Origin of the sequence: Pseudomonas siliginis (assembly GCF_024072275.1) — a bacterium.
Taxonomy (GTDB): Bacteria; Pseudomonadota; Gammaproteobacteria; order Pseudomonadales; family Pseudomonadaceae; genus Aquipseudomonas; species Aquipseudomonas siliginis.
In genome coordinates this window covers 3,973,652-4,000,349 of sequence record NZ_CP099598.1, presented here as the reverse complement: position 1 = coordinate 4,000,349, position 26,698 = coordinate 3,973,652, and the positions used below count along the sequence as shown (strand labels likewise).

Here is a 26,698-nt window from a genome sequence, read left to right as displayed (position 1 = left end):
GCCAGCTCCCACAGGTATCGAGTTGAAACACAATCTTCGGTACAGCTCATAACCCTGTGGGAGCTGGCTTGCCAGCGATAGCTATCTAACCAGCGACGCCGCTTTCAGCGCTTGTCGATCTTGTCCGGCAACGGCGCAAACAGCGCTTCAATATCATCGCTCTGCAACTTCCAGTCCCCGGCCTTGCGCCCATCGAGCACGCCCGCTGCCAGGTCGGACTTTTCCTTCTGCAGGTGCTGAATTTTCTCTTCCACTGTGCCCCGGGCAATCATCTTGTAGACGAACACCGGTTTCTCCTGGCCGATTCGATACGCGCGGTCAGTCGCCTGATTCTCGGTTGCCGGGTTCCACCATGGGTCGTAGTGAATCACCGTGTCGGCTTCGGTCAGGTTCAAACCGACGCCACCGGCCTTCAGGCTGATCAGAAAAATCTGACGCGTGCCGCTCTGGAATTCCTTCACCGGTGTGCGCCGGTCGCGGGTCTGGCCAGTGAGGAGGGCGTAAGCGATCTTGCGTTTTTTCAATTCCTCTTCGATCAATGTCAGCATCGAAGTGAATTGCGAGAACAGCAGAATCCGCCGGCCTTCTTCGAACAGTTCCTCAAGCATTTCCATCAGGCTGTCGAGCTTGCCCGAGGTGCTGCCGCGCGCGGGCAGGGTGGCGTCGTTGACCAGGCGCAGATCGCAGCAGACCTGGCGCAGCTTGAGCAGTGCTTCGAGGATGATGATCTGGCTGCGTGCCACGCCTTTGCGAGTGATCTCGTCACGGACTTTCTTGTCCATCGCCAGGCGCATGGTCTCGTACACGTCGCGTTGCGCTTCGTTGAGTTCGACCCAATGGATGATTTCGGTTTTCGGCGGCAGCTCGGTGGCGACCTGCTCTTTGGTGCGGCGCAGCAGAAACGGTTTTATCCGACCGTTGAGGTGCTGCAGTCTGACTTCGCTACCGCGCTTTTCGATCGGCACGCGGTAATCGGCATTGAAACTTTTCACGTCGCCGAGCCAGCCCGGTAACAGGAAGTGGAACAGCGACCAGAGCTCGCCCAAGTGGTTTTCCAGCGGCGTGCCGCTGAGGCACAGGCGCTGGCGTGCATTCAGCTCGCGGGCGGCCTGGGCGGCTTTGCTGTTGGGGTTCTTGATGTATTGGGCTTCGTCCAGCACCAGAACGTGCAGCGGCTGTTTGGCCAAGCGCTCAAGGTCCTTGGGCAACAGGGCGTAAGTAGTGAGGATCAGGTCGAAGTCGGCCAGATTGTCGAAGTGCTTTTTTCGCGTGGCGCCGTACAGTGCGAGGACTTTCAGTTGCGGGGTGAAGTGCGCCGCTTCGTCGAGCCAGTTCGGAATCAGGCTGGTCGGCATCACCACCATGCACGGACGATCGAGGCGTCCGGCGTTCTTCTCGCTGAGAATATGCGCCAGGGTCTGCAGGGTTTTGCCCAGGCCCATGTCGTCCGCGAGAATGCCGCCGACTTCGAGTTGTCGCAGCGATTGCATCCAGCTCAAACCTTCGAGCTGATACGGGCGCAGCGTTGCATTCAGACCTTGCGGCGCTTCGGCAGTGAAATCGCGGATGTCGCGCAGGCGCTGGGCGAAGGTGCGCATCTGCTCGCCGCCTTCCCACAACAGCGGCAGGCCTTCCAGCGAATTGAGCCGGGTGGCGTCAGCCTTGCTCAGGCGCAGGGTGGTTTCGCCCGGCTCCTGCAAATAGAACTCGCCCAGCGTCATCAATACCGGCTTCAAGCGACCGAGCGGCAGCGCCACTTGCAACGGCCCATGCTCGCTGGTGCGTTGCGGAATGTTGACCAGAATCAGCTCGTCATCGCGACGGCGGGCGAGGCGTTCCGGGTTGAGGATCTCGGTGTGCGAGCGCATCAGATTCAGCAGAATCGGCAGCAGGCTCAGGCGCTCGCCGTTGACGATGATGCCCAGCTCCAGATCGAACCAGTCGCGTTCCGGCGCCTGTTCGACGGTGGCGTACCAGTCGTCGACGGCGGTCAGGTCGAAACCGAATTCCTCATCGATCTGCAACTCCCAGCCCTGGCTGCGCAACTTCGGCAAGTCATTGAGGGTGAAGGTCAGCCAGGCGCTGTCGTTGACCATCTCGTAAAGTTCGCCGGCGCTCTCCGGCAGGGCTTTGCTCTGCCGGGTGGCGATGCGGAAACCGAGGATGCGTAACTGTTCGCGGTAGGACTGTTCGACGTCCGGGTGACGTTTTATCCGCAGGGTCTGGGCTTCCTGACGGATCAGGATATCGCTGTGTTTTTGCCCGCTGACGTATTCGTCCAGATAGCTGAACGACAGCGCCGCGCGGTGCTGAATGTAGCGCTGCATCTTGCCGTTGCGCGGCTCGAAGGCGCTGAACTCGACGCTCGCCAGCCACAGGCGCGGCACCGGCTGCACGTTGTCCACCAGCACTTGCGGTGGCGCTTTCGGGCTGCGGTTTTCCAGCACGGCCTGGAGCTTCTCCAGCAGCTCGGCATCTTTAGCGGCGGCGGGGTAATCGAGGGTTTCCTGGATTTTCAGCAGCACCGCCGCGCAGTGTTTGCAGTTGCTGCGCACCGGGCAGGTGCAGGTGGCGTCGACCAGCAGCAGCGTCGCTTTGGCTGACTCGCGCAGATGGATGGTTTGTCGGTAAACGCTACCGCCAGAACCTTCGCAACTGGCGGTGATGGTCGCATCGCCGACCTGGGCGATGCGCACTCGATTCTCCAAAGCGTAGCGGCGGCCGCGCTCCAGACTCTGTTCTTTGAATCGGCTGACCCACGACGGGGCCAGCGGTTTGCTCAGGGGCGGCGGCATAAGGACTTCGATCAGTCCGGCACGACTTCAGGCGCTTCGCGAGGCGCTGGCGCGGTCAGGGAAGTGATCTTGATCAGCAGGGCCAGATGACCGTTGTCGAGGTAATTGAGCTGGCCGTTCTTGGTGTGGCTGTCCTGACGCAGACGCTCACTGGCGGTGACCAGGCCATTGGCGTCGATCTGATTGACCCAGAAATCGGCGGTCACGTCGGTGAAGCGGCCGAGTTTCATTTCCAGCGTGCCCTCGATGGGGAACTGGCCGAACTGTTCCTGACCTTCGCTCACTGCGACTTTCGCCGGCGCTTCGCCGAGGCTCTGCTGCCAGGCTTTGTGCATCAACACGGTGTACTCGCCGCTGGCGGTGAGTTTGTTCACTACATCATTCAGCGCTGGGGTGCGCTGGCTGTCGCTGCCCAGACGCTGGGCGCCTGCGGCCCAGTCTTCCGGGGCGGCGCGGCTGACGATGGCCGGGACGGCATTCTGGCGCACCAGGATCATTTCGACCTGATACGTGTCATCGGCAAACGCCGTCGGTGCTGCAAGTGCAAGCAACAAAGTCAGAGAGCGGAACAGGCGCATCGGGCGTCCTTCAAGCGGATTTCGGGATGAGACGCTCAAACAGCGCCTCGACAGTATTGAAACGTTCTTCCGGGCGCTCCATCGGCACCTGGAATTTAAACATCGTCGCGCCTTCGAACTTGTAGCGCTTGGGCTGCGTCTGGATCAGCTTGATCAGGGTCATCGGGTCAACCGGCGTCTGCGCTTCGAACTCGATGCGTCCGCCTTGCGGCCCGCCGTCGACTTTCTTGATGCCGAGCTTTTCCGCCTGCAATTTCAACGCGGTGATCCGCACCAGGTTCTTGGTCGGTTCCGGCAACAGGCCAAAGCGGTCGATCATCTCCACCTGCAGGTCCTTGAGGCCTTCCTCGTCGGTGGCCGAGGCGATGCGTTTATACAGAATCAGCCGCGCATGCACATCCGGCAGATAATCTTCCGGAATCAGCGCCGGCACCCGCAGATTGACTTCCGGGCCGCCACCCAGCGGTTGATCGAGGTTCGGCTGCTCGCCCTTGCGGATCGACTTCACCGCGCGCTCGAGCATTTCCATGTACAGGGTGAAACCGACGGCCTGAATCTGCCCGCTCTGACCGTCGCCGAGCAGTTCGCCGGCGCCACGGATTTCCAGGTCGTTGGTGGCCAGGACGAAACCGGCGCCGAGGTCCTGGGTATTGGCGATCGCTTCCAGACGTTTTTCCGCGTCCGAAGTGATTTGCTGGCGTGGCGGTGTCAGCAGGTAGGCGTAAGCCTGGTGGTGACTGCGGCCGACACGACCACGCAACTGGTGCAGCTGGGCCAGGCCGAACTTGTCGGCGCGCTCGATGATGATGGTGTTGGCGCTCGGCACGTCGATGCCGGTCTCGATGATGGTCGAGGCGATCAGCACGTTGAAGCGCTTGTGGTAGAAGTCGCTCATCACCTGTTCGAGTTCACGTTCGCGCATCTGCCCGTGGCCGATACCGATGCGCGCTTCCGGCACCAGTTCGGCGAGGTCGGCGGCGCATTTCTCGATGGTCTTCACATCGTTGTGCAGATAGTAAACCTGACCGCCACGCAGCAGTTCACGCAGCAGGGCCTCTTTGACCGTGCTCTTGTTCTGTTCCATGACGAAGGTGCGCACCGACAGGCGCCGCGCTGGCGGCGTGGCGATGATCGACAGATCGCGCATGCCCGACACCGCCATGTTCAGCGTGCGCGGAATCGGCGTCGCGGTCAGGGTAAGGATGTCGACTTCGCTGCGCAGGGCCTTGAGCTGTTCTTTCTGGCGCACGCCAAAGCGGTGCTCTTCGTCGATGATCACCAGCCCGAGGTTTTTGATCTTCACATCATCGGACAGCAGTTTGTGCGTGCCGATGACGATGTCGATCTTGCCTTCCGCCAGATCGGCGATCGCCGCGTTGACTTCCTTGGCCGACTTGAAGCGACTCATCACTTCGACGGTCACCGGCCAGTCGGCGAAGCGGTCGCGGAAACTGTTGTAGTGCTGCTGGGCGAGCAGGGTGGTCGGCACCAGAATCGCCACCTGACGACCGCCGTGCACGGCAATGAACGCGGCGCGCATGGCCACTTCGGTCTTGCCGAAGCCAACGTCGCCGCAGACCAGGCGATCCATCGGTTTCGGCGCGAGCATGTCTTCGCGCACGGCCTCGATGGTCGCTTGCTGGTCCGGCGTCTCCTCGAACGGGAAACCGGCGCTGAAGGTGGCGTAATCGGCCTTCGGGTCGGCGAAGGCGTAACCTTCACGGGCGGCACGACGGGCGTAAATGTCGAGCAATTCGGCGGCGACGTCACGCACCTGCTCGGCGGCCTTGCGCTTGGCTTTCTGCCAGGTTTCCGAGCCGAGGCGGTGCAGCGGCGCGAGCGAATCGTCGCTGCCGGTGTAGCGCGCGATCAGGTGCAGGTTGGCCACCGGTACGTAGAGCTTGGCGTTCTCGGCGTATTCGAGGGTGAGGAATTCGGCGGCCTGATTGTCGATTTCCAGGATCGTCAGGCCCAGGTAGCGGCCGACGCCGTGATCGATATGCACCACCGGCGCGCCTTCACGCAGTTCGGTGAGGTTCTTGATCACCGCATCGTTGCTGACGTCGCTGCGCTTCTCGCGACGACGACGTTGCATGACCCGTTGGCCGAACAGCGGACTTTCCGCCACCAGCGCCAGCGCCGGGTCGTCGAGCACCAGACCCTCGTCGAGCGGGGCGATGGTGATCGCCAGACGATCCTTGCTGGCAACGAAGTCCGGCCAGCTGTCGACGGTTTTCGGCCGCAACTTCAGACGTTCCAGCAGTTCCAGCAGGACTTCGCGACGACCCGCCGATTCAGCGGTGAACAGCACGCGACCGGGGAATTCTTCGAGGAAACCGGCCAGCGCCGCCAGCGGTTGCGTGGCCTTGGCTTCGATGGCCAGATCGGGCAGCGCATGTGCCGGGAAGCGCTCACGGCCGACGCCGCTTTCAACGTCCTGTTGACTGGCAACGACCCGTGGCCAGTTCTTCAGGCGCGCGAAGCAGTCTTCCACCGGCAGGAACAATTCGGCCGGTGGCAATAAAGGACGCGATGGATCGACGCGGCGTTCTTCGTAACGATTGCGCACGTCGTTCCAGAAGTTTTCCGCCGCCTGCTCGATGCCCGGCAGCGAGAACACTTGCGTGTCCTGGGGCAGGTAATCGAACAGCGTCGAAGTTTCGTCGAAGAACAGCGGCAGGTAGTACTCGATGCCGGCCGGAGTGATGCCGCTGCTCAAATCCTGAAAGATCGGGCAGCGGCGGAAGTCGACGTCGAAGCGCTCACGGAAACGCGCCTTGAAGCGGGTGACTGCGTCTTTCTGCAACGGAAACTCGCGGGCCGGCAGCAGCTTGACCGACTCGACCTTGTCGATTGAACGCTGGGTTTCCGGATCGAAGGTGCGCAGGGTTTCGATTTCGTCGTCGAACAGGTCGATGCGATACGGCAGTTTGCTGCCCATCGGGAACAGGTCGATCAGCGCGCCGCGTACGGTGAACTCGCCGTGCTCGTACACCGTGTCGACATAGCGATAGCCGCTGGCTTCGAGCCGCGCGCGCATCTGTTCGACGTCGAGCTTCTGGCCGATATCCAGCACCAGGCTGCTGCCGAGCAGGAATTTGGTCGGCGCCAAGCGATGCAGGGCGGTGGTGATCGGTACCACCAGCACGCCGTGGGCCAGTTCCGGCAGGCGATACAGGCTGGCGATGCGCTGGGAGATAATGTCCTGGTGCGGCGAGAACAGGTCGTAGGGCAGGGTTTCCCAGTCGGGGAAATGCAGTACGGGCAAATCCGGGGCGAAGAAACTCAGCTCCTGTTCCAGCCGTTCGGCGCTTTGGCTGTCGGCGGTCAGCAGCAGGGTAAAGCGCTTGGCAGCGCTGGCAGCCTCGGCAATCGCCAGGCTGAGGGCGGCACCGGGCAGATTGCCCCAGTGCTGTTTACCTGCTTCGGCAGGGAGTAACGGTAGACGCAGAACAGGCACGGAAGGTTGAGCTCCAGGCGTTGCGACAAAGTCGGTAATTGTAGCGGCCTCCGGTGCCGCCTGTCAGTTGCAGACTGCGTCTATCTTCACGGTTTGGACGAAATGTAGTGGTAACCATAAAAACGAGCACTTTTTTCATGGTTATGTAGTGCCGAAACCGGGTGGTGTTACGGAGGGTTACAGACATCGTCTAACAGTCGTCGAAAAATTGACTGCGCTGAAAGCCCCGGTTTTATTGGGCTGGAGAAGGGCGTAAATTTTTTGAACGGGAATTTGTTACCGATTGCGCGACAAGCGCGCATTGCTGAAAGGGCTTGTCGGCGGCATAATGTAGCCCCTTTTTTCTGCCCCTACATGTGGAAGGTTACCGTGACTCAGAAGCCCGACCAGTGTCTTGGTGAATGGATCGACCGTGAAGCACTCGCAGAAGCGATGATTCCGCTTATCGGTCAGCTCTACCGCAATAACAACGTGGTTAGCTCGATCTATGGCCGCAGCCTGATCAACCAGTCTGTCATCGCGATTCTCAAAGCTCACCGCTTTGCTCGCCACCGTTCTTCGGACGACAGCGAACTCTCCGTCCACGAAACATTCCCACTGCTCAAGGCCATGAGCGAGCTCAAGCTCGGCGCGGCGTCGGTGGATCTGGGCAAGCTGGCGTTCAAATTCCGTAACGAAGGCAACGGCCGCAGCGCCGAGCAGTTCGTGCGTGAAGAGATGGCTGACGTGGTTGGCCAGCAGAACGCTTCGGCCCGCAAAGGCACCGACGTTGTTCTTTACGGCTTCGGTCGTATCGGCCGTCTGCTGGCGCGCATCCTGATCGAGAAAACCGGTGGCGGCGACGGCCTGCGTCTGCGCGCCATCGTCGTGCGCAAAGGCGCCGAGAACGACCTGACCAAACGCGCCAGCCTGCTGCGTCGCGATTCGGTACACGGTTCGTTCAACGGCACCATTACCATCGACGAAGAAAACAACACCATCACCGCCAACGGTAACCTGATCCAGGTGATCTACGCGAAGAACCCGACCGAGGTGGATTACACCCAGTACGGCATCAAAGACGCGCTGCTGGTGGACAACACCGGTGTATGGCGTGACGCCGATGGCCTGGGTCAGCACCTGGCCTGCCCGGGTATCGATCGCGTTGTTCTGACCGCGCCTGGCAAGGGCAAGCTGAAGAACATCGTTCACGGCATCAACCACGGTGAAATCACCGCTGACGACAAGATCGTCTCGGCTGCTTCCTGCACCACCAACGCCATCGTGCCGGTGCTCAAAGCGGTCAACGACAAGTTCGGCATCATCAACGGTCACGTCGAAACCGTTCACTCGTACACCAACGACCAGAACCTGATCGACAACTTCCACAAGGGCGATCGCCGTGGCCGCAGCGCCGCGCTGAACATGGTGATCACCGAGACCGGCGCCGCTACCGCTGCTGCCAAGGCTCTGCCTGAGCTGGCCGGCAAGCTGACCGGTAACGCGATCCGCGTTCCGACGCCAAACGTGTCGATGGCCATTCTCAACCTCAACCTTGAGAAAGCCGCCACCCGTGAAGAGATGAACGAGTACCTGCGCTACATGGCTCTGCACTCCGAGCTGCACAAGCAGATCGACTTCGTCAATTCGCAGGAAGTGGTGTCGACTGACTTCGTTGGCTCGCGTCACGCCGGTGTAGTCGACGCTGAAGCGACCATCGTGCAGGACAACCGCGTCGTTCTGTACGTCTGGTACGACAACGAGTTCGGCTACAGCTGCCAGGTAGTTCGTGTGATGGAAGACATGGCTGATGTGAATCCGCCAGCGTTCCCGCGCTAAGCCTCAGGCTTGAATGAAAACGCCCCGGCATTTTGTCGGGGCGTTTTTGTTTGTGGGCCTGTTGGATCTTCGGCGTCCTTGCCGGCCTCTTCGCGAGCAGGCTCGCTCCCACACTGGATCGGTGTCGTTCACAATCTTCTGTGGGAGCGAGCCTGCTCGCGAAAGCATTCTGTCAGGCGCCGCTGGCTACCGAGGCCTGCGCTGTGCGCAACTCATGCCGGTTGCCACGGAACAGCACCAGTGTCGCAATCAAGCCCAACACCGCCGCGCCACTGAGCCAGATGCCCGGTGCTGCCTTGTTGTCCAGCACATGAATCAGATAGGTGCACGCTGCCGGAGTAAATCCGCCGAACGTCGCCGTTGCCAAACTGTAAGCCAGGGAAAACCCGGTCGTGCGCACTTCCACCGGCATGATCTCGGTCAGCGCCACCACCATCGCGCCGTTGTACGAGCCGTACAGGAACGACAGCCACAATTCGACAATCAGCAAATGGCTGAAGCTCGGATTCGCCACCAGCCACGACAGTGCCGGATACGCCGTGAGGATCGCCAGAATTGTCGCCGCCAGCAGTAAGGGTTTTCGGCCGATCTTGTCGGATACCGCGCCCATCACCGGTAGCCAGAAGAAGTTCGACAAGCCGATGCACACCGTCACCAGCAAGGCGTCGAGGTCCGACAGATGCAGCTCAGCCTTGCCAAACGTCGGCGTGTACGCAGTGATCAGGTAGAACGACACCGTGGTCATCACCACCAGCGCCATGCCGGCAATGACGATGCCGAAGTTCTGCCCGATCGAGCGGACGATTTCGCCGAGGGTAGGGCGGTGGGTTCGCGCCTGGAATTCCGGAGTTTCTTCCAGCGAGCGACGGATGAAGAAAATCACCGGCACGATCATGCAGCCAATCAGAAACGGCACGCGCCAGCCCCATTCGCCCATTTGCTCCGGACTCAGCCAGTGGTTGAGGCCAACGCCGAGCAGACCGGCGAACACCACGGCTGCCTGTTGGCTGGCGGACTGCCAACTGACGAAAAAGCCTTTACGCCCCGGCGTCGAAATTTCCGCCAGATACACCGACACGCCGCCCAGTTCCACGCCCGCCGAGAAGCCTTGCAGCAAACGGCCGAACAACACCAGCAGCGGCGCGGCGACACCGAGCGTCGCGTAGTCGGGTACGCAGGCAATCAGCACTGTACCGGCGGCCATCATCGCCAAAGTGATGATCAGCCCTTTGCGCCGTCCGTGACGGTCGATATAGGCACCGAGGAAAATCGCCCCCAGCGGGCGCATCAGGAAGCCGGCGCCGAAGGTCGCCAGCGACAGCATCAGCGAAGCGAAGGCGCTGTCGGTGGGGAAGAAGGTTTTGGCGATGGCCGTGGCATAGAAGCCGTAGACCATGAAGTCGAACATTTCGAGGAAGTTGCCGCTGACAACGCGAAAGATCGCTTTGCCTTTGCCCGTGGTGGAGGACATGGGAGGTACTCACTGTTCAATTTTGTATAAAGGCGTTGCAGCCATGGGGAAGCGAGCGGGCGCTTGTAGTTCATAATGGCCGCCGTGGTTTTGCGGGGAGATGAAGAATTGTTAACTGGACGCTGGTTGGGGCTTGTGGTGTTGGCGGTGGCAATCGGCGGCTGCGGCAACGGCGATTCCCTGGAAGAGGTTGGCGGTTCGACCATGGGCAGCACCTGGTCGGTCAAGTACGTACGCCACGCCGGGGTCGCCGATCCTTCAATGGTGCGCGGCGAAGTGGAGACCATCCTCGGTGAAGTCGATCAACAGCTGTCGACTTACCGAAGTGACTCCGCCATCCAGCGTTTCAACGCCTTGCCCGCCGATAGCTGCCAAGCCATGCCGGCAGCGGTGCTCGAATTGGTCCGTATCGGCGAACAGCTTTCAATGCAAAGCGAAGGCTCCTACGACCTGACCGTGGAACCGCTGCTGGACCTCTGGGGATTCGGCCCGCAAGGACGCGAGGAAAAGATCCCTGATGCGGCCGCTGTGGCCGAGGTCATGCAGCGGGTCGGCCATCAGCATCTGCGCATCGACGGCGAACGGTTGTGCAAGGACGCCGCCGTCGAAGTCGACTTCAACAGTATTGCCGCCGGTTACGCCGTGGATACCATCGCCGCCAGATTGCAGGGCATGGGCATCGACAATTACCTGGTCGAAGCCACGGGCGAACTCAAAGCCCGGGGCAAGAAGCCGGATGGTTCCGCGTGGCGCATCGCTCTCGAAGAGCCTCGCGATGACCAGCAAGTGGCCGAGCGGATTATCGATGTCGATGGCTACGGCGTGTCCACCTCCGGTGACTACCGCCATTATTTTCTGCAGGACGGTCGGCGTTATTCCCACACCTTCGATGCGCGCAGCGGAAGGCCGGTCCTACATGATCTGGCGTCAGTCACGGTGATTCATCCTTCAGCGTTGATGGCCGATGGACTATCGACGCTGTTGCTGATTCTCGGGCCGGAAAGGGCACGGGACTATGCCCAGAAGCATGACATTGCTGCATTCTTTGTCCTGCGTGCCGATACAGGTTTCGTCACCCGCAGCAGTCAGGCATTTACGCAGCTTGTCGGTGAAAAAAACTGACCGAAGACAAGACGAAAGCTGGCGTTGTAGTGCAGGCAAAAGTAGCCTACGACGCGACCAAGGGTTAATGTGCGCGGCGTTGACGCTTCTATAGACTGTGTCCGGGTTCTTCACTGGCCCCCAATTGTTCCTTCGCGCCGCCGTTCGGCGTGATTTAGCCGCCGGTGCTGCTGGCACCGCGGCCTGTTCTGAGGAGTACGCATGGCTGTCTACAACTACGACGTGGTGGTACTGGGTTCCGGCCCGGCGGGAGAAGGCGCGGCAATGAACGCCGCCAAAGCGGGGCGCAAGGTCGCGATGGTCGACAGCCGTCGTCAGGTCGGCGGCAACTGCACCCACCTCGGCACCATCCCGTCCAAGGCACTGCGTCACTCGGTGCGGCAGATCATGCAGTTCAACACCAACCCGATGTTCCGCGCGATCGGCGAGCCACGCTGGTTCTCCTTCCCGGACGTGTTGAAAAGCGCCGAAAAAGTCATTTCCAAACAAGTCGCATCGCGCACCGGCTACTACGCCCGTAACCGCGTCGACGTGTTCTTCGGTACCGGCAGCTTCGCCGACGAGCAAACCATCGAAGTGGTCTGCGGCAACGGCGTGGTCGAGAAGCTGGTGGCCAAGCACATCATCATCGCCACCGGTTCGCGCCCGTATCGCCCGGCGGACATCGATTTCCACCACCCGCGCATCTACGATAGCGACACCATCCTCAGCCTCGGTCACACCCCGCGCAAACTGATCGTTTACGGCGCTGGTGTGATCGGTTGCGAATACGCATCGATCTTCAGTGGTCTGGGTGTGCTGGTCGAACTGGTCGACAACCGTGGCCAGTTGCTGAGCTTCCTTGACTCGGAAATTTCCCAGGCGCTGAGCTACCACTTCAGCAACAACAACATCACCGTGCGTCACAACGAAGAGTACGACCGCGTCGAAGGCGTGGACAACGGCGTGATCCTGCACCTGAAATCCGGCAAGAAGATCAAGGCCGACGCCTTGCTCTGGTGCAATGGCCGTACCGGCAACACCGACACGCTGGGTCTGGAAAACATCGGGGTCAAGGTCAACAGCCGTGGCCAGATCGAAGTCGACCAGAACTACCGCACCTGCATAGAGAACATCTACGGCGCCGGTGACGTGATCGGCTGGCCAAGCCTGGCCAGTGCCGCCCACGACCAGGGTCGTTCGGCCGCTGGCAGCATCGTCGACAATGGCAGCTGGCGCTTCGTCAATGACGTGCCGACCGGCATCTACACCATTCCGGAGATCAGCTCGATCGGCAAGAACGAGCAGGAGCTGACCCAGGCGAAAGTGCCGTACGAAGTCGGCAAGGCCTTCTTCAAGAGCATGGCGCGGGCGCAGATTGCCGGTGAGCCGCAAGGCATGCTGAAGATCCTCTTCCACCGCGAAACGCTGGAAGTGCTCGGCGTGCACTGCTTCGGTTATCAGGCGTCGGAGATCGTGCACATCGGTCAGGCGATCATGAACCAGCCGGGCGAGCTGAACACCCTGAAGTATTTCGTCAACACCACGTTCAACTACCCGACCATGGCCGAAGCCTATCGGGTAGCGGCGTACGACGGCCTCAATCGGCTTTTTTGACGGGCTCCGGCCGGTGGCCTGAGCCGGCCGGGGAGACCGATTTCAGCAATTCTCAAGGGTGGCAGTGGCCAAACCGGGAAAGTCTGTAATCAGGCTGTCAACGCCGAAGTCGGCGAGTCTGCGCATCAGTGCAGGCTCGTTGACGGTCCACACCGACACGTGCAGGCCCTGACGCTGCGCCTTCTGCAGGCGTTCCGGCGTACACAGCGTCCAGTTCAACGCGAGAATTTCGCAACCGTAGCTGGCCGCCACCTTCAACGGATCGAGCCACGCGTATTCGGCCACCAGGCCACGGGATACGTCCGGTACCAGGTCCAGCGCTGCCTTCAAGACTTCCCGTGAACTCGAGGTGATCGTCACCTTGTCGAGCAGGCCATGCCGTTGAGCCATTTCCCGAATCGCCAGCACGGTAGTCGCCGCGCGGGTGCGTGAAGCGCTTTTGACTTCCAGCTGCCAGTGCTCGAAATCACATTTCTCGAACAACTCTTCCAGCGTCGGAATCGGGCACGGCTGGATCCAGCCCGGGCCACCCTTGCGCGCGTCGTAGGTCACCAGTTCGGCGGCGGTGTGCTCGACGACTTTGCCGCGACGGTCGGTGGTGCGCTTGAGCGTCGGGTCATGGATGACCATCAGCTCGCCGTCCTTGGACAGGTGCAGATCCAGTTCGCAGCGGCGCACGCCGTGCTTGAGGCATTCCTGAAAGCTGCTCAGGGTGTTTTCCGGTGCTTCGCCCTTGGCGCCGCGGTGGCCGTAGATGAGGGTCACGGTGCTTCCTTAAGTTAAATGCCAGATTCGTTCTGTTCGCGGGCCAGACGGCGTTCCTGAGCCTGCTTCTGCAAGATGTAGCGCGCGAGCAACTGGCGCTGGGCATCGGTCGGGCGCTCGAACTCGGTGCCGACGTCATAGCCATCGCCCTTGGGATCGCAATGGGTGACCCGGGCGCGCAGCAGCAGGCCAAGCGCCTGCGGCATCAGCACCAGTTTCACCGACAGGTGCGCGCCGGTGGCAATCGGGGTCGGGTACTGAAAGTCGATCCCGCCCTCGGAGATGATCACCGGCTGCGGCTCGCCGATGTGTCCGAGCACCGTCAGGGCGATTACCTGGCTGAGCAGGTCGATGCGTTTGTTCTGCGATTTGAGGAAGGCCGCGATGGCGCGGTCGCGCTCGCTGATCTGCCGCAACAGGTGCTGCGACTCGAATTCGCTCAGGTGCAGTTCGCTGAGCAGGTTGAACAGTGGGGAAGCATCCTGCAACACTTCCTGGCCTGCGGCTTCGGGAGCGGACAGGGGCCGAATTTCCAGTGCGATCGTGTCCTCGATACGGTAGTATTCGCGGCGATCTTCTTCATCTAATGTCGACATGGCGAACCCATGGTAGCGGCGGTGGTCTGAGTGTAAAGCTGGTTTTCGACCCCCGCCACAAGGACGTTCCTTTTCCCTCCGAACAAGCCCCGACATGTTCAGACCTCTCTTCGTATTTATCGGCACGCGTTATACCCGTGCAAAGCGTCGCAATCATTTTGTGTCATTCATTTCCCTGACTTCGATGATCGGGCTCGCCCTTGGCGTGGTCGTGATGATCGTCGTGCTGTCGGTGATGAACGGCTTTGACCATGAGATGCGCACCCGCGTGCTGGGCATGGTGCCCCACGCCACTCTCGAGACCGGCGAGCCGATCAATGACTGGCAGAGCCTGGCCGACAAGGTTAAGCAGAACCGGCAGGTGACGGCGGTGGCGCCGTTCACCCAGATGCAGGGCCTGCTGACCAATAACGGTCAGGTTTCCAAGGTGTTGCTCAATGCCATTGATCCTGCGCTCGAGCGCAATGTGTCGATCATCGACAACTTCATGAAGCAGGGCAAACTCGACGACCTGACACCGGGCAGCTTCGGCATCGTCATCGGCGACAAGGCCGCGACCAAGCTTGGCGTTGGCATCGGCGACAAGGTCACCTTCGTCGCGCCGGAGGTCAGCGTGACCCCGGCCGGGATGTTCCCGCGCATGAAGCGCTTCACCGTGGTCGGGATTTTCCATGTCGGCGCCGGTGAGCTCGACGGCTACCTCGGCGTGACCAATCTGCAGGATCTGGCGAAAATGCACCGCTGGAAAGCCGATCAGGTGCAGGGCCTGCGACTGAAGTTCGACGACCTGTTCCAGGCCCCGCGCGAGGCGTGGAACATTGCCCAGCAGCTCGGCGAAGATCGTTACTACGCCCGCGACTGGACCCGCACCCACGGCAACCTGTATCAGGCGATCCGCATGGAAAAAGCCATGATCGGGCTGCTGTTGCTGCTGATCGTCGCCGTCGCCGCGTTCAACATCATTTCCACGCTGGTGATGGTGGTCAACGACAAGAAGGGTGACATCGCCATTCTGCGCACCCTCGGCGCGACACCGGGCACGATCATGCGCACGTTCATGGTGCAGGGCACGGTGATCGGCGTGGTCGGCACGGCCATTGGCGCGGTAGTCGGGATCCTTGCGGCGCTGAATGTCAGTGCGGCCATTTCGGCGCTTGAAGGGCTGATCGGCCACAAGTTCCTTAATGCTGACGTGTATTTCATTGATTATCTTCCTTCGCAGGTCCAGAGCCAGGACGTCATCATGGTCTGCGCCGCTGCGTTGGTCCTGAGTTTCCTCGCCACCCTGTATCCCGCCTGGCGTGCCGCGCGCACCCAGCCGGCGGAGGCGTTACGTTATGAGTGAGTCGGGCATGAGTGAACAAGCAATTCTGAGCTGCCGTAACCTGGGCAAATCCTACGAGGAGGGGCCTGAGTCGGTACAAGTGCTGGCCGGCCTGCAACTGGAGTTGCACCCGGGCGAGCGTGTGGCGATCGTGGGTAAATCCGGTTCCGGCAAAAGTACCTTGCTCAACCTGCTCGGCGGCCTCGATACGCCGAGCAAGGGCAGCGTCTGGCTCGACGGTGAAGAACTGTCGGCGTTGAGCGAGAAGAAGCGGGGCCTGCTGCGCAATCGCGCGCTTGGTTTCGTTTACCAGTTTCACCACCTGCTGCCGGAATTCACCGCGCTGGAAAACGTCTGCATGCCGCTGTTGATCGGCAAGACCGCCATCCCGGAGGCGCGCCAGCGTGCCACGGCATTGCTGGAGCGCGTCGGTCTGGGCCATCGTCTGGAACACAAACCGGCGGAACTCTCCGGCGGCGAACGTCAGCGCGTGGCCATTGCCCGTGCACTGGTGAACAACCCGGGGCTGGTGATGCTCGATGAGCCAACCGGCAACCTCGACCTGCATACCGCCGAAGGCATTCAGGATCTGATGCTGGAGCTGAGCACTTCGATGCGCACGGCGTTCCTGGTGGTGACGCACGACATGAACCTGGCTCGCCAGATGGACCGCGTCCTGCAGTTGCAGGAAGGTTGCCTGACCCCCATCTGAATGGCTGAAACCCGGCGCCCGTAACGGTGCCGGGTCTTTTATTTCTATACGGTGCCCCAGCGAATGTTCAGACCGTTATCGATCTTTATCGGCACGCGCTATACCCGCGCCAAGCGCCGCAATCGCTTTGTTTCGTTCATTTCGATGACCTCGATGATCGGCCTCGCCCTCGGCGTGCTGGCGATGATCGTCGTGCTGTCGGTGATGAACGGCTTTCAGCGCGAAATGAGCTCGCGCATCCTCGGCATGGTGCCCCATGCGACCATCGTTGGCGTCAAGCCGATCGATGACTGGCAGCCAGTGGCCGCCGCTGCGATGAAAAATCCCGAAGTGACGGCCGCCGTGCCGTTCACCGAAATGGAAGGCATGCTGTCCTACAAGGGTTCGATGCAGCCGATTCAGATCAGCGGCGTTGATCCGGCCCAGGAAGGCAAGGTGTCGATCGTTGCCCAGCACATCGTCCAGGGTCGTCTGGATGCCTTGAAGCCGGGTGAATTCGGTGTGGTGATCGGTGAAATCACCGCGCGGCGTTTCCGCCTCAATGTCGGCGACAAGATCACTCTGATCGTCCCGGAAGTCAGCACCGCGCCGGGCGGTATCACCCCGCGCATGCAGCGCCTGAATGTGGTTGGCGTGTTCAAGGTCGGCGCCGAGCTGGACGGCTCGATGGGCCTGATTCACGTCGCCGACGCCGCGACCATGCAGCACTGGCAGCCAAATCAGGTGCAGAGCGTGCGTCTGGCGGTCAAGGATCTGTACGCGGCGCCGAAAGTGTCTGCGGACATTGCCGGTGGCCTCGGCGCCGACTTCAAGGCTGACGACTGGACTCACACCCAGGGCAGCCTGTTCAGCGCGATGAAGATGGAAAAAACCATGATCGGCCTGCTGTTGCTGATGATCGTCGCGGTGGCGGCGTTCAACATCATCGCGACGCTGATCATGGTGGTGAACGACAAGGGCGCCGACATCGCCATCCTGCGCACGATCGGCGCCACGCCCCGTCAGATCATGGCGATCTTCATGGTCCAGGGCACGGTGATCGGTATTGTCGGCACCATCATTGGCGGCGTGCTGGGCGTGATTGCGGCGCTCAATGTCAGTGAATTGGTCGGCTGGGTCGAGCGTGTGACCGGGCAGCACATCTTCAGTTCGGATGTGTATTTCGTCAGCAACCTGCCCTCGGAACTGCAGGGTGGGGATGTGCTGTTGATCTGCTCGGCGGGTTTCATCCTGAGCTTCCTGGCGACGGTGTATCCGGCGTGGCGGGCGGCGAAGATTGAGCCGGCGCATGCGCTGAGATATTCGTAAGCGACTCCATGCTCGTTCCCACGCTCTGCGTGGGAATGCCTCAACGGACGCTCTGCGTTCGGCTCTTGAAGGGACGCGGAGCGTCCCGGGCTGCATTCCCACGCAGAGCGTGGGAACGATCAGGTCCGAGGCAACTCGATTACAAACCGCGTCCAACCCGCTTCAGATTCGCAATGAATCTGCCCGCCATGGGCACGCACGATCGACTGGGTAATTGCCAAGCCCAACCCCGCATGTTCACTGCTGCCTTCCTGCCGTGCAGGGTCCGCCCGATAGAACCGGTCAAACAAACGTGGCAGCGCGTGCGCTGAAATCCCTTGGCCACTATTCTCGACGCAAACGCGCACAGCTTTCGCCTCGTCGACGATGCTCAAGCGAACGTACCCCTCGGCCGGGGTAAACCGCAGTGCGTTATCCAGCAGGTTCGACAAGGCCCGGCGCAACATGCCGCGATCACCTTCGATACGCGCCTCACCTTCACGGCTCAAGCTCACGCCAGCGTCTTCCGCCAATGGCGCAAAAAACTCCAGCAACATGTCGGCCTCATCCGCCAGCTCCAGTGGTTCGCGCTTGGGCATCAGCAAGCCGTGGTCAGCCTTGGCCAGGTAGAGCATGTCGTTGACCAGTTGCGCCATCCATTGCAGTTCTTCGAGGTTGCTGTGCAGCGCTTCGCGGTAATCCTCCAGTGCCCGGGGGCGGGTGAGGGTGACCTGGGTGTGGGTCAGCAGATTCGACAACGGTGTGCGCAGTTCATGGGCGATGTCGGCGGAGAACGCCGAGAGGCGCTGAAACGAGTCGTCGAGGCGTGCGAGCATGGCGTTGAAGCTGTAGGCCATTTCTGCAAGCTCTGGTGGCATCTTCTCTTCAGGCAGTCGGGCGTTGAGCGATTGCGCAGAAATCCCACGGGCCACTGCGCTCATCCGCCGCAACGGGCGCAGACCGCTGCGCGCGGCCCAGGCGCCGAGCAGGGCAGTGGCCAGCGCCGACAGGCCGACGGTCAGCCAGATCAGATGCTGCATGCGCTCAAGAAAATGCTGGTGATGGGTGATGTCCAACAGCAGCGTCAGTTGTGGCGAATCCGCTGTGTCCGGGTAGAGCGGGGCGCGCAGCACGCGGTAATCGGTGCCGTCATGGCTGATGGTCGACAGGCCAGTTTGCAGCGGCAGATTCTTCGGAATCTGCACCGAGCTGTCATACCAGTGCTGGCCATCGCCGCTGGTGATGCGCAACGACAGATCCGCCTGACGGCTGAGTTCATCGGCCAGCCGCGCTTCGCGTTGAGCAGGCTGCAGATCCTGCAAGGCGCGGCGCAGGCCGATCAGCTTCGTCTCCAGTTGTTGCTGGTCAAGTTCGATGAAGTGCGCCTCGCTGGCGCGGTCGAACAGCACCCCGGCGAACAGCGAGACCACCGCAGTGCAGGCGGCAAACAACAGTGCCAGGCGCGTGCTCAAGGACCAACGACGCATCACAGCGAACGCTCTTCGAGCACATAACCCATGCCGCGCACGGTATGGATCAACTTGTTGGGGAAGTCATCGTCGATCTTCAGGCGCAAGCGGCGGATCGCCACTTCGATGACGTTGGTGTCGCTGTCGAAATTCATGTCCCAAACCTGCGAGGCGATCAGCGATTTGGGCAGGACTTCACCCTGACGGCGCAGGAGCATTTCCAGCAGGGCGAATTCCTTGGCGGTCAGGTCGATGCGCTGGCCGCTGCGTTCGACCCGGCGGCGGATCAGATCCAGGCGCAGATCGGCCAGTTGCAGGCTGGTTTCCTGGGCGATTGCGCTGCCGCGCCGCAACAGGCTGCGCACCCGCGCGAGCAGCTCGGAAAAGGCGAATGGCTTGACCAGATAATCGTCGGCGCCCAGTTCGAGGCCGTGAACCCTGTCCTCCACGGCGTCTTTGGCGGTGAGAAAAAGTACCGGCGTTTCGAGGCCAGCGCTGCGCACCGCTTGTAGAATCTGCCAGCCACTGCGCCCGGGCAGCATCACATCGAGGATCAACAGCGCGTAGTCGCCGCTCAAGGCCAATTGCTGGCCGCTGATGCCATCGGCCACCAGCTCGGTATTGAATCCGGCCTCGGTCAGGCCCTGACGCAGGTATTGGCCGGTTTTCGCTTGGTCTTCGACGATCAACAGTTTCATGGGCGACTCGGGCGGGGTTGGTATTTGGAAGGGCGAGGGCGTTATACCGTGAGATCCGGCGATAAGCGCCAAGCTGACAAAGTTGTAATCTGCCTGTCAGGTCGATGCCAGCCCTGGGTGGTTAGAGTTTCCCACAGGCTGAACCTTCTCTTGTTGGAGTACGACCATGTTTTTGCGCACCTCGCTGAAAATAGCCACCTGTCTGCTGGCATTGAGTTCGCCAGCCTGGGCGACACCGGCGCACACCTTCGCCTTCGGCCAGCCGGCAGCGGCGAGCCAGGCCACGCGCAGTATCGAAATCGTCATGGGCGACATGAACTTCGACCCGAAAGCCATACAGGTCAAGGCCGGTGAGACGGTTCGCTTTGTACTGGTGAATAAAGGCCAGTTGCTGCATGAATTCAACCTCGGTGATGCGGCGATGCATGCCAGTCACCAGCAGGAAATGCTGCAGATGCAGCAAAGCGGCATGCTAACGCCGACAGGCATGAAAGAAATGTCCCACGACATGGCGGGCATGGATCACGCAGCGATGGGCCACGGCATGCAGCATGACGACCCCAACAGCGTGCTGGTCGAGCCCGGTAAAACCGCCGAGTTGACCTGGACCTTCAGCAAGGCCACGGCGCTCGAGTTTGCCTGCAATATCCCCGGGCATTATCAGGCGGGCATGGTCGGCAAACTGACAGTCAGTCAGTAAGCACTCAAAGGCGCGGGCAAAGGCTGGTAGAATCCGCTGATTCTTCAGTCAGGTTTCCGCCATGCATCCCGCAGCCGAACATTCGCCGCTGGGCAAATCCAGCGAATACATCGCCACGTACACGCCGTCCCTGCTGTTCCCGATTCCGCGCACCGCGAAATGGGCGGAGCTAGGTCTGACCGCCGAAACCCTGCCGTATAAAGGCGTGGATTTCTGGAACTGCTTCGAGCTGTCGTGGCTGCTGCCCTCGGGCAAACCGGTGGTGGCGATCGCTGAATTCAGCATCCCGGCGGACTCGCCGAACATCATCGAATCGAAGTCGTTCAAGCTCTACCTCAACTCGCTGAACCAGACGCCGTTCGCCGACGTTGCCATATTGCAAGCGACGCTGGTCAAGGATCTGTCCGCCGCTGCCGGTAAACCTGTGGGCGTTCGGGTTCGCAGTCTGAAGGACGTCGAAGCCGAAGGCGTGGTGGCGTTGCCGGGCGTGTGCATCGACGATCTGGATATCAGCGTGAGCAACTATGAGCATCCGCGTCCGGAGCTGCTGCGTTGCGACAATTCGCGCGTGGTCGAGGAGAGCGTGCACAGCCACCTGCTCAAATCCAACTGCCCGGTGACCAGCCAGCCGGACTGGGGCAGCGTGGTAGTGGAATATCGCGGCGCGGCGCTGGATCACGCCAGCCTGCTGGAGTACATCGTCAGCTTCCGCCAGCATTCGGACTTCCATGAGCAATGCGTTGAGCGGATTTTCCTCGATCTGCAGCGGTTGTTGAAGCCGGAGAAACTGACGGTATTTGCGCGCTATGTACGCCGGGGTGGGCTGGATATCAATCCGTATCGCAGCACTGAAGAGGTGCAGTTGCCAAATCATCGGCTCGTACGTCAATAAAGATCCTGAATGTGCGATATCCAATGTGGGAGCGAGCCTGCTCGCGAATGCGGCGTGTCATTCAACGATGATGTCGACTGACACGACGCCTTCGCGAGCAGGCTCGCTCCCACAAGGGCTTGCATGCACATTTTGCAAATGAAAAAGCCCTGCCATCGCTGGCAGGGCTTTTTTGTGCGGCGGGGCGTCAGATGCCCATGCTGCCCAGCGCGTTGACGATGTTGCGCAGGGTGCCGGCGATCGCCGGGTGTTCGACTTCGAAGCGCTCCACTGCCAGGTTCACGCCATCGGCGATGCTTGCGTTCTGGGTGGCAGTTTCCAGCTGGATCTCCGATTCGATCTGCGCCATCAGCGCATGCAGATCATCACGCTCGGCTTCCGACAGCGGTGGATTGTGTTCCAGCTGCTCGCGCAGGGTATCGAGCTGTTTTTGCAGTTCTTGGGCGGGCATGGTGGTTTCCTTTTATCAATAGGCACTGGCATTGACCGCAGCCGCGCGCCAAAGGTCTATGGCTGACCTTTAGATTAATCCACTCTCGGTAAACCTGCATGACGCCGGTCAGGGCTTTTCGCCTTTGGCGCGGCGCAAGCTGATGTCGGCGAGGCAGGCGTCCAGTACGCCGAGATGATCGATTACCGAATGCACGCCCAGGCCGAACAACTGCACAGTTGCCTTGCCGCGCAACTGTTCGCGCTCCTTTTGCGAGAGCGCCTGCCATTCGCTTGGGTTAAGGCCGCACAGCGAGCCACAGGACGCCAGGCCAATCGTCCATAACCCGGCATTCAGACCGGCCTGTAACAGGCGCGGCTCACCACTGACCAGCACGCAACCGTCGAGGCGGTCGATGTTCAAACTCATCAACGCCTGCCAGCACGCGTTGGGCGCTGGCCACGGATTCATTGTTGCTGAATGTTGCGTCGGTTTGATCCAGTCCGGCAGCGACGCGGCCAGTGGCTGAGCGAGGGCAGGGGGCAATTCGTCGAGCCACGCGCAGGGAATTCCCTGGCGCTGCAAACTTTTCAGGCTATCGAGTGCGCCCGGTGTAGTTTTGGCATGTTCCGGCTGGGAGTTGAGCTCTTGCGCGGCGCGGGCACCGAAATCCACCAGGCAACCGCTCAGGCCGAACAGCACGGCAGTCAGGCCGGGCGCGGCGACGGGCAAGGTTTCGGCGTGAGTCATGGCAACGTCCCTGAAATAACGCTCAAGACTAAGGCGCTGGGGTGACAGTTGCATGACAGGCGGGTGAAAGCCTGCGTAGGAAACTTCCTGCATATCCTTGCAGCGGCGCACTGCCCAAATCGCCGTTTACGCTTATACTAGCGGCCTTAATGCCCGGGCCGAGAGGACCGCGCCAGTATCGAATCCAAGGAGTTTTTCTATGCGCTGGAGCCCTTCGCTCACTCAGCTAAGTGTATGTGCCAGCCTGTTGCTGGCGCCGTTCGCCACCCAGGCGGCCACCGAAGAAGACCCTTGGGAAAGCGTCAACCGGCCGATTTTCCAGTTCAACGACTTCGTTGACACCTACGCGCTGAAGCCACTGGCCCAGGGTTATGAGTTCATCACCCCGCAGTTCGTTGAAGACGGCATTCACAATATGTTCCGCAACGTCGGTGACGTGACCAACCTGGCGAACAACATTCTCCAGGCCAAACCGGCTGCGGCGGGCGTTGATACCGCCCGACTGATCTTCAACACCACCTTCGGTCTGCTCGGCTTCTTTGATGTCGGCACCAAGATGGGCTTGAACCGCAGCGACGAAGACTTCGGTCAGACCCTCGGTTACTGGGGCGTGGGCAGCGGCCCGTACGTTATGCTGCCGCTGATGGGGCCGAGCACCCTGCGTGACGCACCGTCGAAATATGTCGACAGCTTCACCGGCGCGTACCGCTACATCGACCACGTGCCGACGCGTAACTCGATCTTCGGCCTGAACATCGTCGACACCCGCGCCAGCCTGCTGTCGAGCGAGAAGCTGATCAGCGGCGACAAATACACCTTCATCCGCAACGCTTACCTGCAGAACCGCGAGTTCAAGGTGAAGGACGGTCAGGTCGAAGACGATTTCTGATTTCGACCGGCGACAGAAAGGCGACCCTCGGGTCGCCTTTTTTGTCCGCGCCAGAGCGTTGCCTGCGACTGCCACTACCTTCCATCGGGTTACCGTTGGAGCGGTTCTTATAACTCCCGGTGATTTGACAAACAAAGTCGTCAAGCGACAATCGGCGCATGCTTGAAACGCTCTGCGGATGGGAGTACCGTCTGCGCCTTAGAAGGGCACCTCTGTTTAAAACCGCGCGCCAGGCGAATGCTTGAAAGCGCTGCAACAGAGAGGCTAGAAAGCGAATCCAGTAGTCTGCGCAGGGCCGTTGCCCCGCTCACTACGCCAACCTAATTCTGGCGCCGTTTGCCCACATGCCAAAAACCAGTGCCACGCTGCTGATAATCGATGATGACGAGGTAGTGCGCGCGAGCCTCGCGGCCTATCTGGAAGACAGTGGTTTCAGCGTCCTGCAGGCCGGCAACGGTCAACAGGGTCTTCAGGTATTCGAGCAAGACGAGCCCGATCTGGTCATCTGCGATCTGCGCATGCCGCAGATGGGCGGTCTCGAACTGATCCGTCAGGTCACCGAGCGCTCACCCGATACGCCGGTGATCGTGGTCTCGGGTGCCGGGGTGATGAACGACGCAGTCGAGGCCCTGCGCCTGGGTGCGGCGGACTACCTGATCAAGCCTCTCGAAGATCTGGCTGTGCTCGAGCACTCCGTGCGCCGGGCCCTGGATCGTGCGCGGCTGCTGCTGGAAAACCAGCGCTACAGCGAGAAGCTGGAAAAGGCCAACCGCGAGCTCGAAGCCAGCCTGAACCTGCTCCAGGAAGACCAGAACGCCGGTCGCCAGGTGCAGATGAACATGCTGCCGGAAAGCCCGTGGAGCATCGACGAATTCAACTTTGCCCACCAGATCATCCCGTCGCTGTACCTGTCGGGTGATTTTGTCGACTATTTCCGCGTTGACGAGCGCCGGGTCGCGTTTTATCTGGCGGATGTTTCCGGGCATGGTGCGTCATCAGCCTTCGTCACCGTGCTGTTGAAGTTCATGACCACGCGTTTGCTCTTCGAGTCAAAACGCAGCGGTACCTTGCCGGAGTTCAAACCTTCGGAAGTGCTCGGTCATATCAACCGGGGGCTGATCAGTTGTAAGCTGGGTAAACACGTCACAATGGTCGGTGGAGTCATCGACGAGGAGACCGGTTTGTTGACCTATAGCATCGGCGGCCATCTGCCTTTGCCTGTGTTGTACACGCCTGACAGTGTTCGTTATCTCGAAGGCCGTGGTCTGCCGGTGGGGCTTTTCAACGAAGCCACCTACGAAGACCACGTGCTTGAGCTGCCGCCGACGTTCAGCCTGACGCTGATGTCTGATGGCATTCTGGACCTTTTGCCGGAAGCAACGCTCAAAGAAAAAGAGGCTGCTTTGCCCGAACGGGTGAAGTCGGCGGGCGGCAGCCTGGATGGTCTGCGGCAAGTGTTTGGTTTGGCCACGCTAGGGGAGATGCCGGATGATATCGCCCTGTTGGTGTTGAGCAGGAATCTTTAATGAGTACCGGTAGAATCCAGTTCGCCGAGCAGGACGGCACCTTCGTCCTGAAGTTCGTCGGTGAAGTTCGCCTGACCCTGTGTTCGGCGTTGGATGCGACTATTGAGAAAATCTTCACCGCGCTGAATTTCAACGCGATCGTGATCGATTTGACCGAAACCCGCAGCATCGACAGCACCACCCTGGGCCTGCTGGCCAAACTGTCGATCCTGTCGCGGCAGAAGGTCGGCCTGTTGCCGACGGTTGTCACCACCCACGAAGACATCACTCGGCTTTTGCAGTCGATGGGCTTCGAGCAGGTGTTCAACATCGTCAACCACCCGGTGCCGTGCCCGGAGTGCCTGGACGACCTGCCGGATCAGGACCAGTCCGAAGAAGTGGTGCGAATCAAGGTGCTGGAAGCGCACAAGATTCTCATGGGCCTGAACGATTCCAATCGTGAAGCGTTTCATGATCTGGTCAATGCCCTGGAAAGACACTGACCTCATGAATTGATGTTGTCTGGGCTGGCCTCATCGCGGGCAAGCCCGCTCCCACAATGATCGCGTGAAACCTCAAACTTAGGTTCTCCACATACCCTGTGGGAGCGGGCTTGCCCGCGATGGCGTCGGGTCGGTCGATACATTTATCAGTGCAGGCAAATGAAAAAGGGCGAACCCTCACAGGTTCGCCCTTTTTGCGTTCTACAGACTCAAATCACAGCTTGGCCTGCAGCAATGCTTCCAGTTTTTCCTGGTCGCGGGCGAACTGACGGATGCCTTCAGCCAGTTTCTCGGTGGCCATCGCGTCTTCGTTGGACAACCAGCGGAATTGCGCTTCGTTGAGGCTCAGACGCGCTTCACCGGCATTGCCCGGCGCCAGTTTGCGTTCCAGCTTGCCGGTATCGGCGGCCAGCTTCTCCAGCAGTTCCGGGCTGATCGTCAGGCGATCGCAGCCAGCCAGTTGCTCGATCTGGTTGATGTTACGGAAGCTCGCGCCCATGACCACGGTCTTGTAGTCGTTGGCCTTGTAGTAGTTGTAGATGCGCGTCACCGACTGCACGCCCGGATCATCGGCGCCGGTGTAGTCGTTGCCGTTGGCCTTCTTGTACCAGTCGTAGATGCGGCCCACGAACGGCGAGATCAGGAACACCCCGGCGTCGGCGCAGGCGGCGGCCTGGGCGAAGGAGAACAGCAGCGTCAGGTTGGTCTGGATGCCTTCCTTCTCGAGGATCTCGGCGGCGCGGATGCCTTCCCAGGTCGAGGCGATCTTGATCAGCACGCGGTCACGGCCAACGCCGGCCTTGTCGTACAGCTCGATCAGGCGATGCGCACGCTTGAGGATCGCATCCTGGTCGAAGGACAGGCGCGCATCCACTTCGGTGGAGATGCGGCCTGGAACCACGTTGAGAATTTCCTTGCCCACTGCGACGCCGAAACGGTCGCTGGCCAGGCCTACATCGCCCTTGCAGTCGCGAACGCAATCGTTCAGCAGTTCGGCGTAACCGTGAATCGCCGAAGCCTTGAGCAGCAGGGAAGGGTTGGTGGTGGCATCGGTCGGTTTGACTCGGGCGATCGCTTCGAAGTCGCCGGTGTCGGCAACCACGGTGGTGAACTGTTTGAGTTGTTCCAGCTTGGAAGTCATGGGCGTGCTCTATCCTATGGGTCTGAAGACATTACCCGAGCGCTGACGGGCACTCAAGGGTGCATTCGTGGATCGATGGCCCCTGCGGCAACAACCTGAAAACGATTGTTTGAAAGGCGGGGCGCGGTGTCGCTGAATACGATGCCAAAACAGCCCACAGGTTCAAAGCAACCGACCTGTGAACAGGCCGGTCGCCC

At 60.6% G+C, this 26,698-nt stretch carries 22 protein-coding genes; 11 read left to right on the top strand and 11 right to left on the bottom strand.

The window, feature by feature from the left end:
- Positions 1-104: 104 nt before the first annotated feature.
- From NF676_RS18410 to mfd, 3 genes are read right to left on the bottom strand one after another with little or no spacing between them, the layout of a single operon-like run.
- A complete protein-coding gene (locus tag NF676_RS18410) occupies positions 105-2,795 on the bottom strand; it encodes a DEAD/DEAH box helicase (RefSeq protein WP_041477338.1) in 2,691 nt (896 codons plus the stop codon).
- A gap of 11 nt (positions 2,796-2,806) precedes the next feature.
- Entirely contained in the window at positions 2,807-3,373 is a 567-nt protein-coding gene (locus tag NF676_RS18405; protein ID WP_056791507.1) for a CsiV family protein, read from the bottom strand.
- A gap of 10 nt (positions 3,374-3,383) precedes the next feature.
- Positions 3,384-6,833: a transcription-repair coupling factor gene (gene mfd, locus NF676_RS18400; RefSeq protein WP_150634827.1), complete on the bottom strand. Its 3,450-nt coding sequence runs from the start codon at positions 6,831-6,833 to the stop codon at positions 3,384-3,386.
- A gap of 354 nt (positions 6,834-7,187) precedes the next feature.
- On the opposite strand from mfd, the gene NF676_RS18395 reads away from it, so the two are divergent.
- Positions 7,188-8,651, top strand: coding sequence for a glyceraldehyde-3-phosphate dehydrogenase (locus NF676_RS18395; RefSeq protein WP_016775482.1), 1,464 nt, complete (start codon positions 7,188-7,190; stop codon positions 8,649-8,651).
- A 172-nt stretch (positions 8,652-8,823) separates the two neighbouring features.
- On the opposite strand, the gene NF676_RS18390 is transcribed toward NF676_RS18395, so the two are convergent.
- Positions 8,824-10,122 (bottom strand): MFS transporter, encoded by a 1,299-nt coding sequence (locus NF676_RS18390; RefSeq protein ID WP_252886567.1) that lies wholly within the window; start codon positions 10,120-10,122, stop codon positions 8,824-8,826.
- A 75-nt stretch (positions 10,123-10,197) separates the two neighbouring features.
- On the opposite strand from NF676_RS18390, the gene NF676_RS18385 reads away from it, so the two are divergent.
- On the top strand, positions 10,198-11,244 hold the full coding sequence (locus NF676_RS18385) for an FAD:protein FMN transferase (RefSeq protein WP_252886566.1): 1,047 nt from the start codon (positions 10,198-10,200) through the stop codon (positions 11,242-11,244).
- A gap of 201 nt (positions 11,245-11,445) precedes the next feature.
- Positions 11,446-12,840 (top strand): Si-specific NAD(P)(+) transhydrogenase, encoded by a 1,395-nt coding sequence (sthA, locus tag NF676_RS18380; RefSeq protein WP_039760770.1) that lies wholly within the window; start codon positions 11,446-11,448, stop codon positions 12,838-12,840.
- 42 nt (positions 12,841-12,882) lie between these two features.
- Here sthA and NF676_RS18375 read toward each other — a convergent pair whose 3' ends face one another.
- Both NF676_RS18375 and NF676_RS18370 read right to left on the bottom strand, forming a co-directional pair.
- Entirely contained in the window at positions 12,883-13,605 is a 723-nt protein-coding gene (locus tag NF676_RS18375; RefSeq protein WP_041477331.1) for a glycerophosphodiester phosphodiesterase, read from the bottom strand.
- A 14-nt stretch (positions 13,606-13,619) separates the two neighbouring features.
- Complete coding sequence (locus NF676_RS18370; protein ID WP_016775478.1) at positions 13,620-14,201, bottom strand: PilZ domain-containing protein; 582 nt, start codon at positions 14,199-14,201, stop codon at positions 13,620-13,622.
- A 94-nt stretch (positions 14,202-14,295) separates the two neighbouring features.
- On the opposite strand from NF676_RS18370, the gene NF676_RS18365 reads away from it, so the two are divergent.
- The 3 genes from NF676_RS18365 (at position 14,296) to NF676_RS18355 (ending at position 17,545) form a co-directional block, all read left to right on the top strand.
- Positions 14,296-15,546 (top strand): lipoprotein-releasing ABC transporter permease subunit, encoded by a 1,251-nt coding sequence (locus NF676_RS18365; protein WP_252886565.1) that lies wholly within the window; start codon positions 14,296-14,298, stop codon positions 15,544-15,546.
- Positions 15,539-16,237 (top strand): lipoprotein-releasing ABC transporter ATP-binding protein LolD, encoded by a 699-nt coding sequence (gene lolD, locus NF676_RS18360; RefSeq protein WP_024013628.1) that lies wholly within the window; start codon positions 15,539-15,541, stop codon positions 16,235-16,237. Before NF676_RS18365 ends, lolD begins: the two co-directional genes overlap by 8 nt.
- Before the next feature lie 63 nt (positions 16,238-16,300).
- The gene (locus NF676_RS18355) at positions 16,301-17,545 is read left to right on the top strand and encodes a lipoprotein-releasing ABC transporter permease subunit (protein ID WP_024013627.1); all 1,245 of its coding nucleotides are present in this window, start codon (positions 16,301-16,303) and stop codon (positions 17,543-17,545) included.
- Between the two features lie 119 nt (positions 17,546-17,664).
- Here NF676_RS18355 and NF676_RS18350 read toward each other — a convergent pair whose 3' ends face one another.
- Positions 17,665-19,011 (bottom strand): heavy metal sensor histidine kinase, encoded by a 1,347-nt coding sequence (locus tag NF676_RS18350; protein WP_252886564.1) that lies wholly within the window; start codon positions 19,009-19,011, stop codon positions 17,665-17,667.
- Positions 19,011-19,691: a heavy metal response regulator transcription factor gene (locus tag NF676_RS18345; RefSeq protein WP_130903103.1), complete on the bottom strand. Its 681-nt coding sequence runs from the start codon at positions 19,689-19,691 to the stop codon at positions 19,011-19,013. Before NF676_RS18345 ends, NF676_RS18350 begins: the two co-directional genes overlap by 1 nt.
- A 166-nt stretch (positions 19,692-19,857) precedes the next feature.
- On the opposite strand from NF676_RS18345, the gene copI reads away from it, so the two are divergent.
- Together copI and queF are read left to right on the top strand one after the other, a co-directional pair.
- Positions 19,858-20,391, top strand: coding sequence for a copper-resistant cuproprotein CopI (gene copI / locus NF676_RS18340; RefSeq protein WP_252886563.1), 534 nt, complete (start codon positions 19,858-19,860; stop codon positions 20,389-20,391).
- Positions 20,392-20,452: 61 nt separating this feature from the next.
- The gene (gene queF, locus NF676_RS18335) at positions 20,453-21,283 is read left to right on the top strand and encodes an NADPH-dependent 7-cyano-7-deazaguanine reductase QueF (protein WP_252886562.1); all 831 of its coding nucleotides are present in this window, start codon (positions 20,453-20,455) and stop codon (positions 21,281-21,283) included.
- A 187-nt stretch (positions 21,284-21,470) separates the two neighbouring features.
- Here the strand turns inward: queF and NF676_RS18325 are convergent, their stop codons facing one another.
- The gene (locus NF676_RS18325; RefSeq protein WP_252886561.1) at positions 21,471-21,734 is read right to left on the bottom strand and encodes a DUF4404 family protein; all 264 of its coding nucleotides are present in this window, start codon (positions 21,732-21,734) and stop codon (positions 21,471-21,473) included.
- 108 nt (positions 21,735-21,842) lie between these two features.
- Positions 21,843-22,463 (bottom strand): HAD superfamily inactivated hydrolase PcrP, encoded by a 621-nt coding sequence (gene pcrP, locus NF676_RS18320; RefSeq protein WP_252886560.1) that lies wholly within the window; start codon positions 22,461-22,463, stop codon positions 21,843-21,845.
- 199 nt (positions 22,464-22,662) lie between these two features.
- On the opposite strand from pcrP, the gene NF676_RS18315 reads away from it, so the two are divergent.
- From NF676_RS18315 to rssC, 3 genes are all read left to right on the top strand, one after another.
- On the top strand, positions 22,663-23,352 hold the full coding sequence (locus tag NF676_RS18315; RefSeq protein WP_016775470.1) for an MlaA family lipoprotein: 690 nt from the start codon (positions 22,663-22,665) through the stop codon (positions 23,350-23,352).
- A gap of 344 nt (positions 23,353-23,696) precedes the next feature.
- Positions 23,697-24,878 carry a two-component system response regulator RssB gene (gene rssB / locus NF676_RS18310; protein WP_024013622.1) on the top strand — a complete coding sequence of 394 codons (1,182 nt, stop codon included), beginning with the start codon at positions 23,697-23,699 and terminating at the stop codon, positions 24,876-24,878.
- Positions 24,878-25,360: an anti-sigma factor antagonist RssC gene (rssC, locus tag NF676_RS18305; RefSeq protein WP_003226553.1), complete on the top strand. Its 483-nt coding sequence runs from the start codon at positions 24,878-24,880 to the stop codon at positions 25,358-25,360. The genes rssB and rssC overlap by 1 nt, the downstream gene beginning before the upstream one ends.
- A 214-nt stretch (positions 25,361-25,574) precedes the next feature.
- On the opposite strand, the gene tal is transcribed toward rssC, so the two are convergent.
- Positions 25,575-26,501: a transaldolase gene (gene tal, locus NF676_RS18300; protein ID WP_016775468.1), complete on the bottom strand. Its 927-nt coding sequence runs from the start codon at positions 26,499-26,501 to the stop codon at positions 25,575-25,577.
- Between the last annotated feature and the right edge of the window lie 197 nt (positions 26,502-26,698).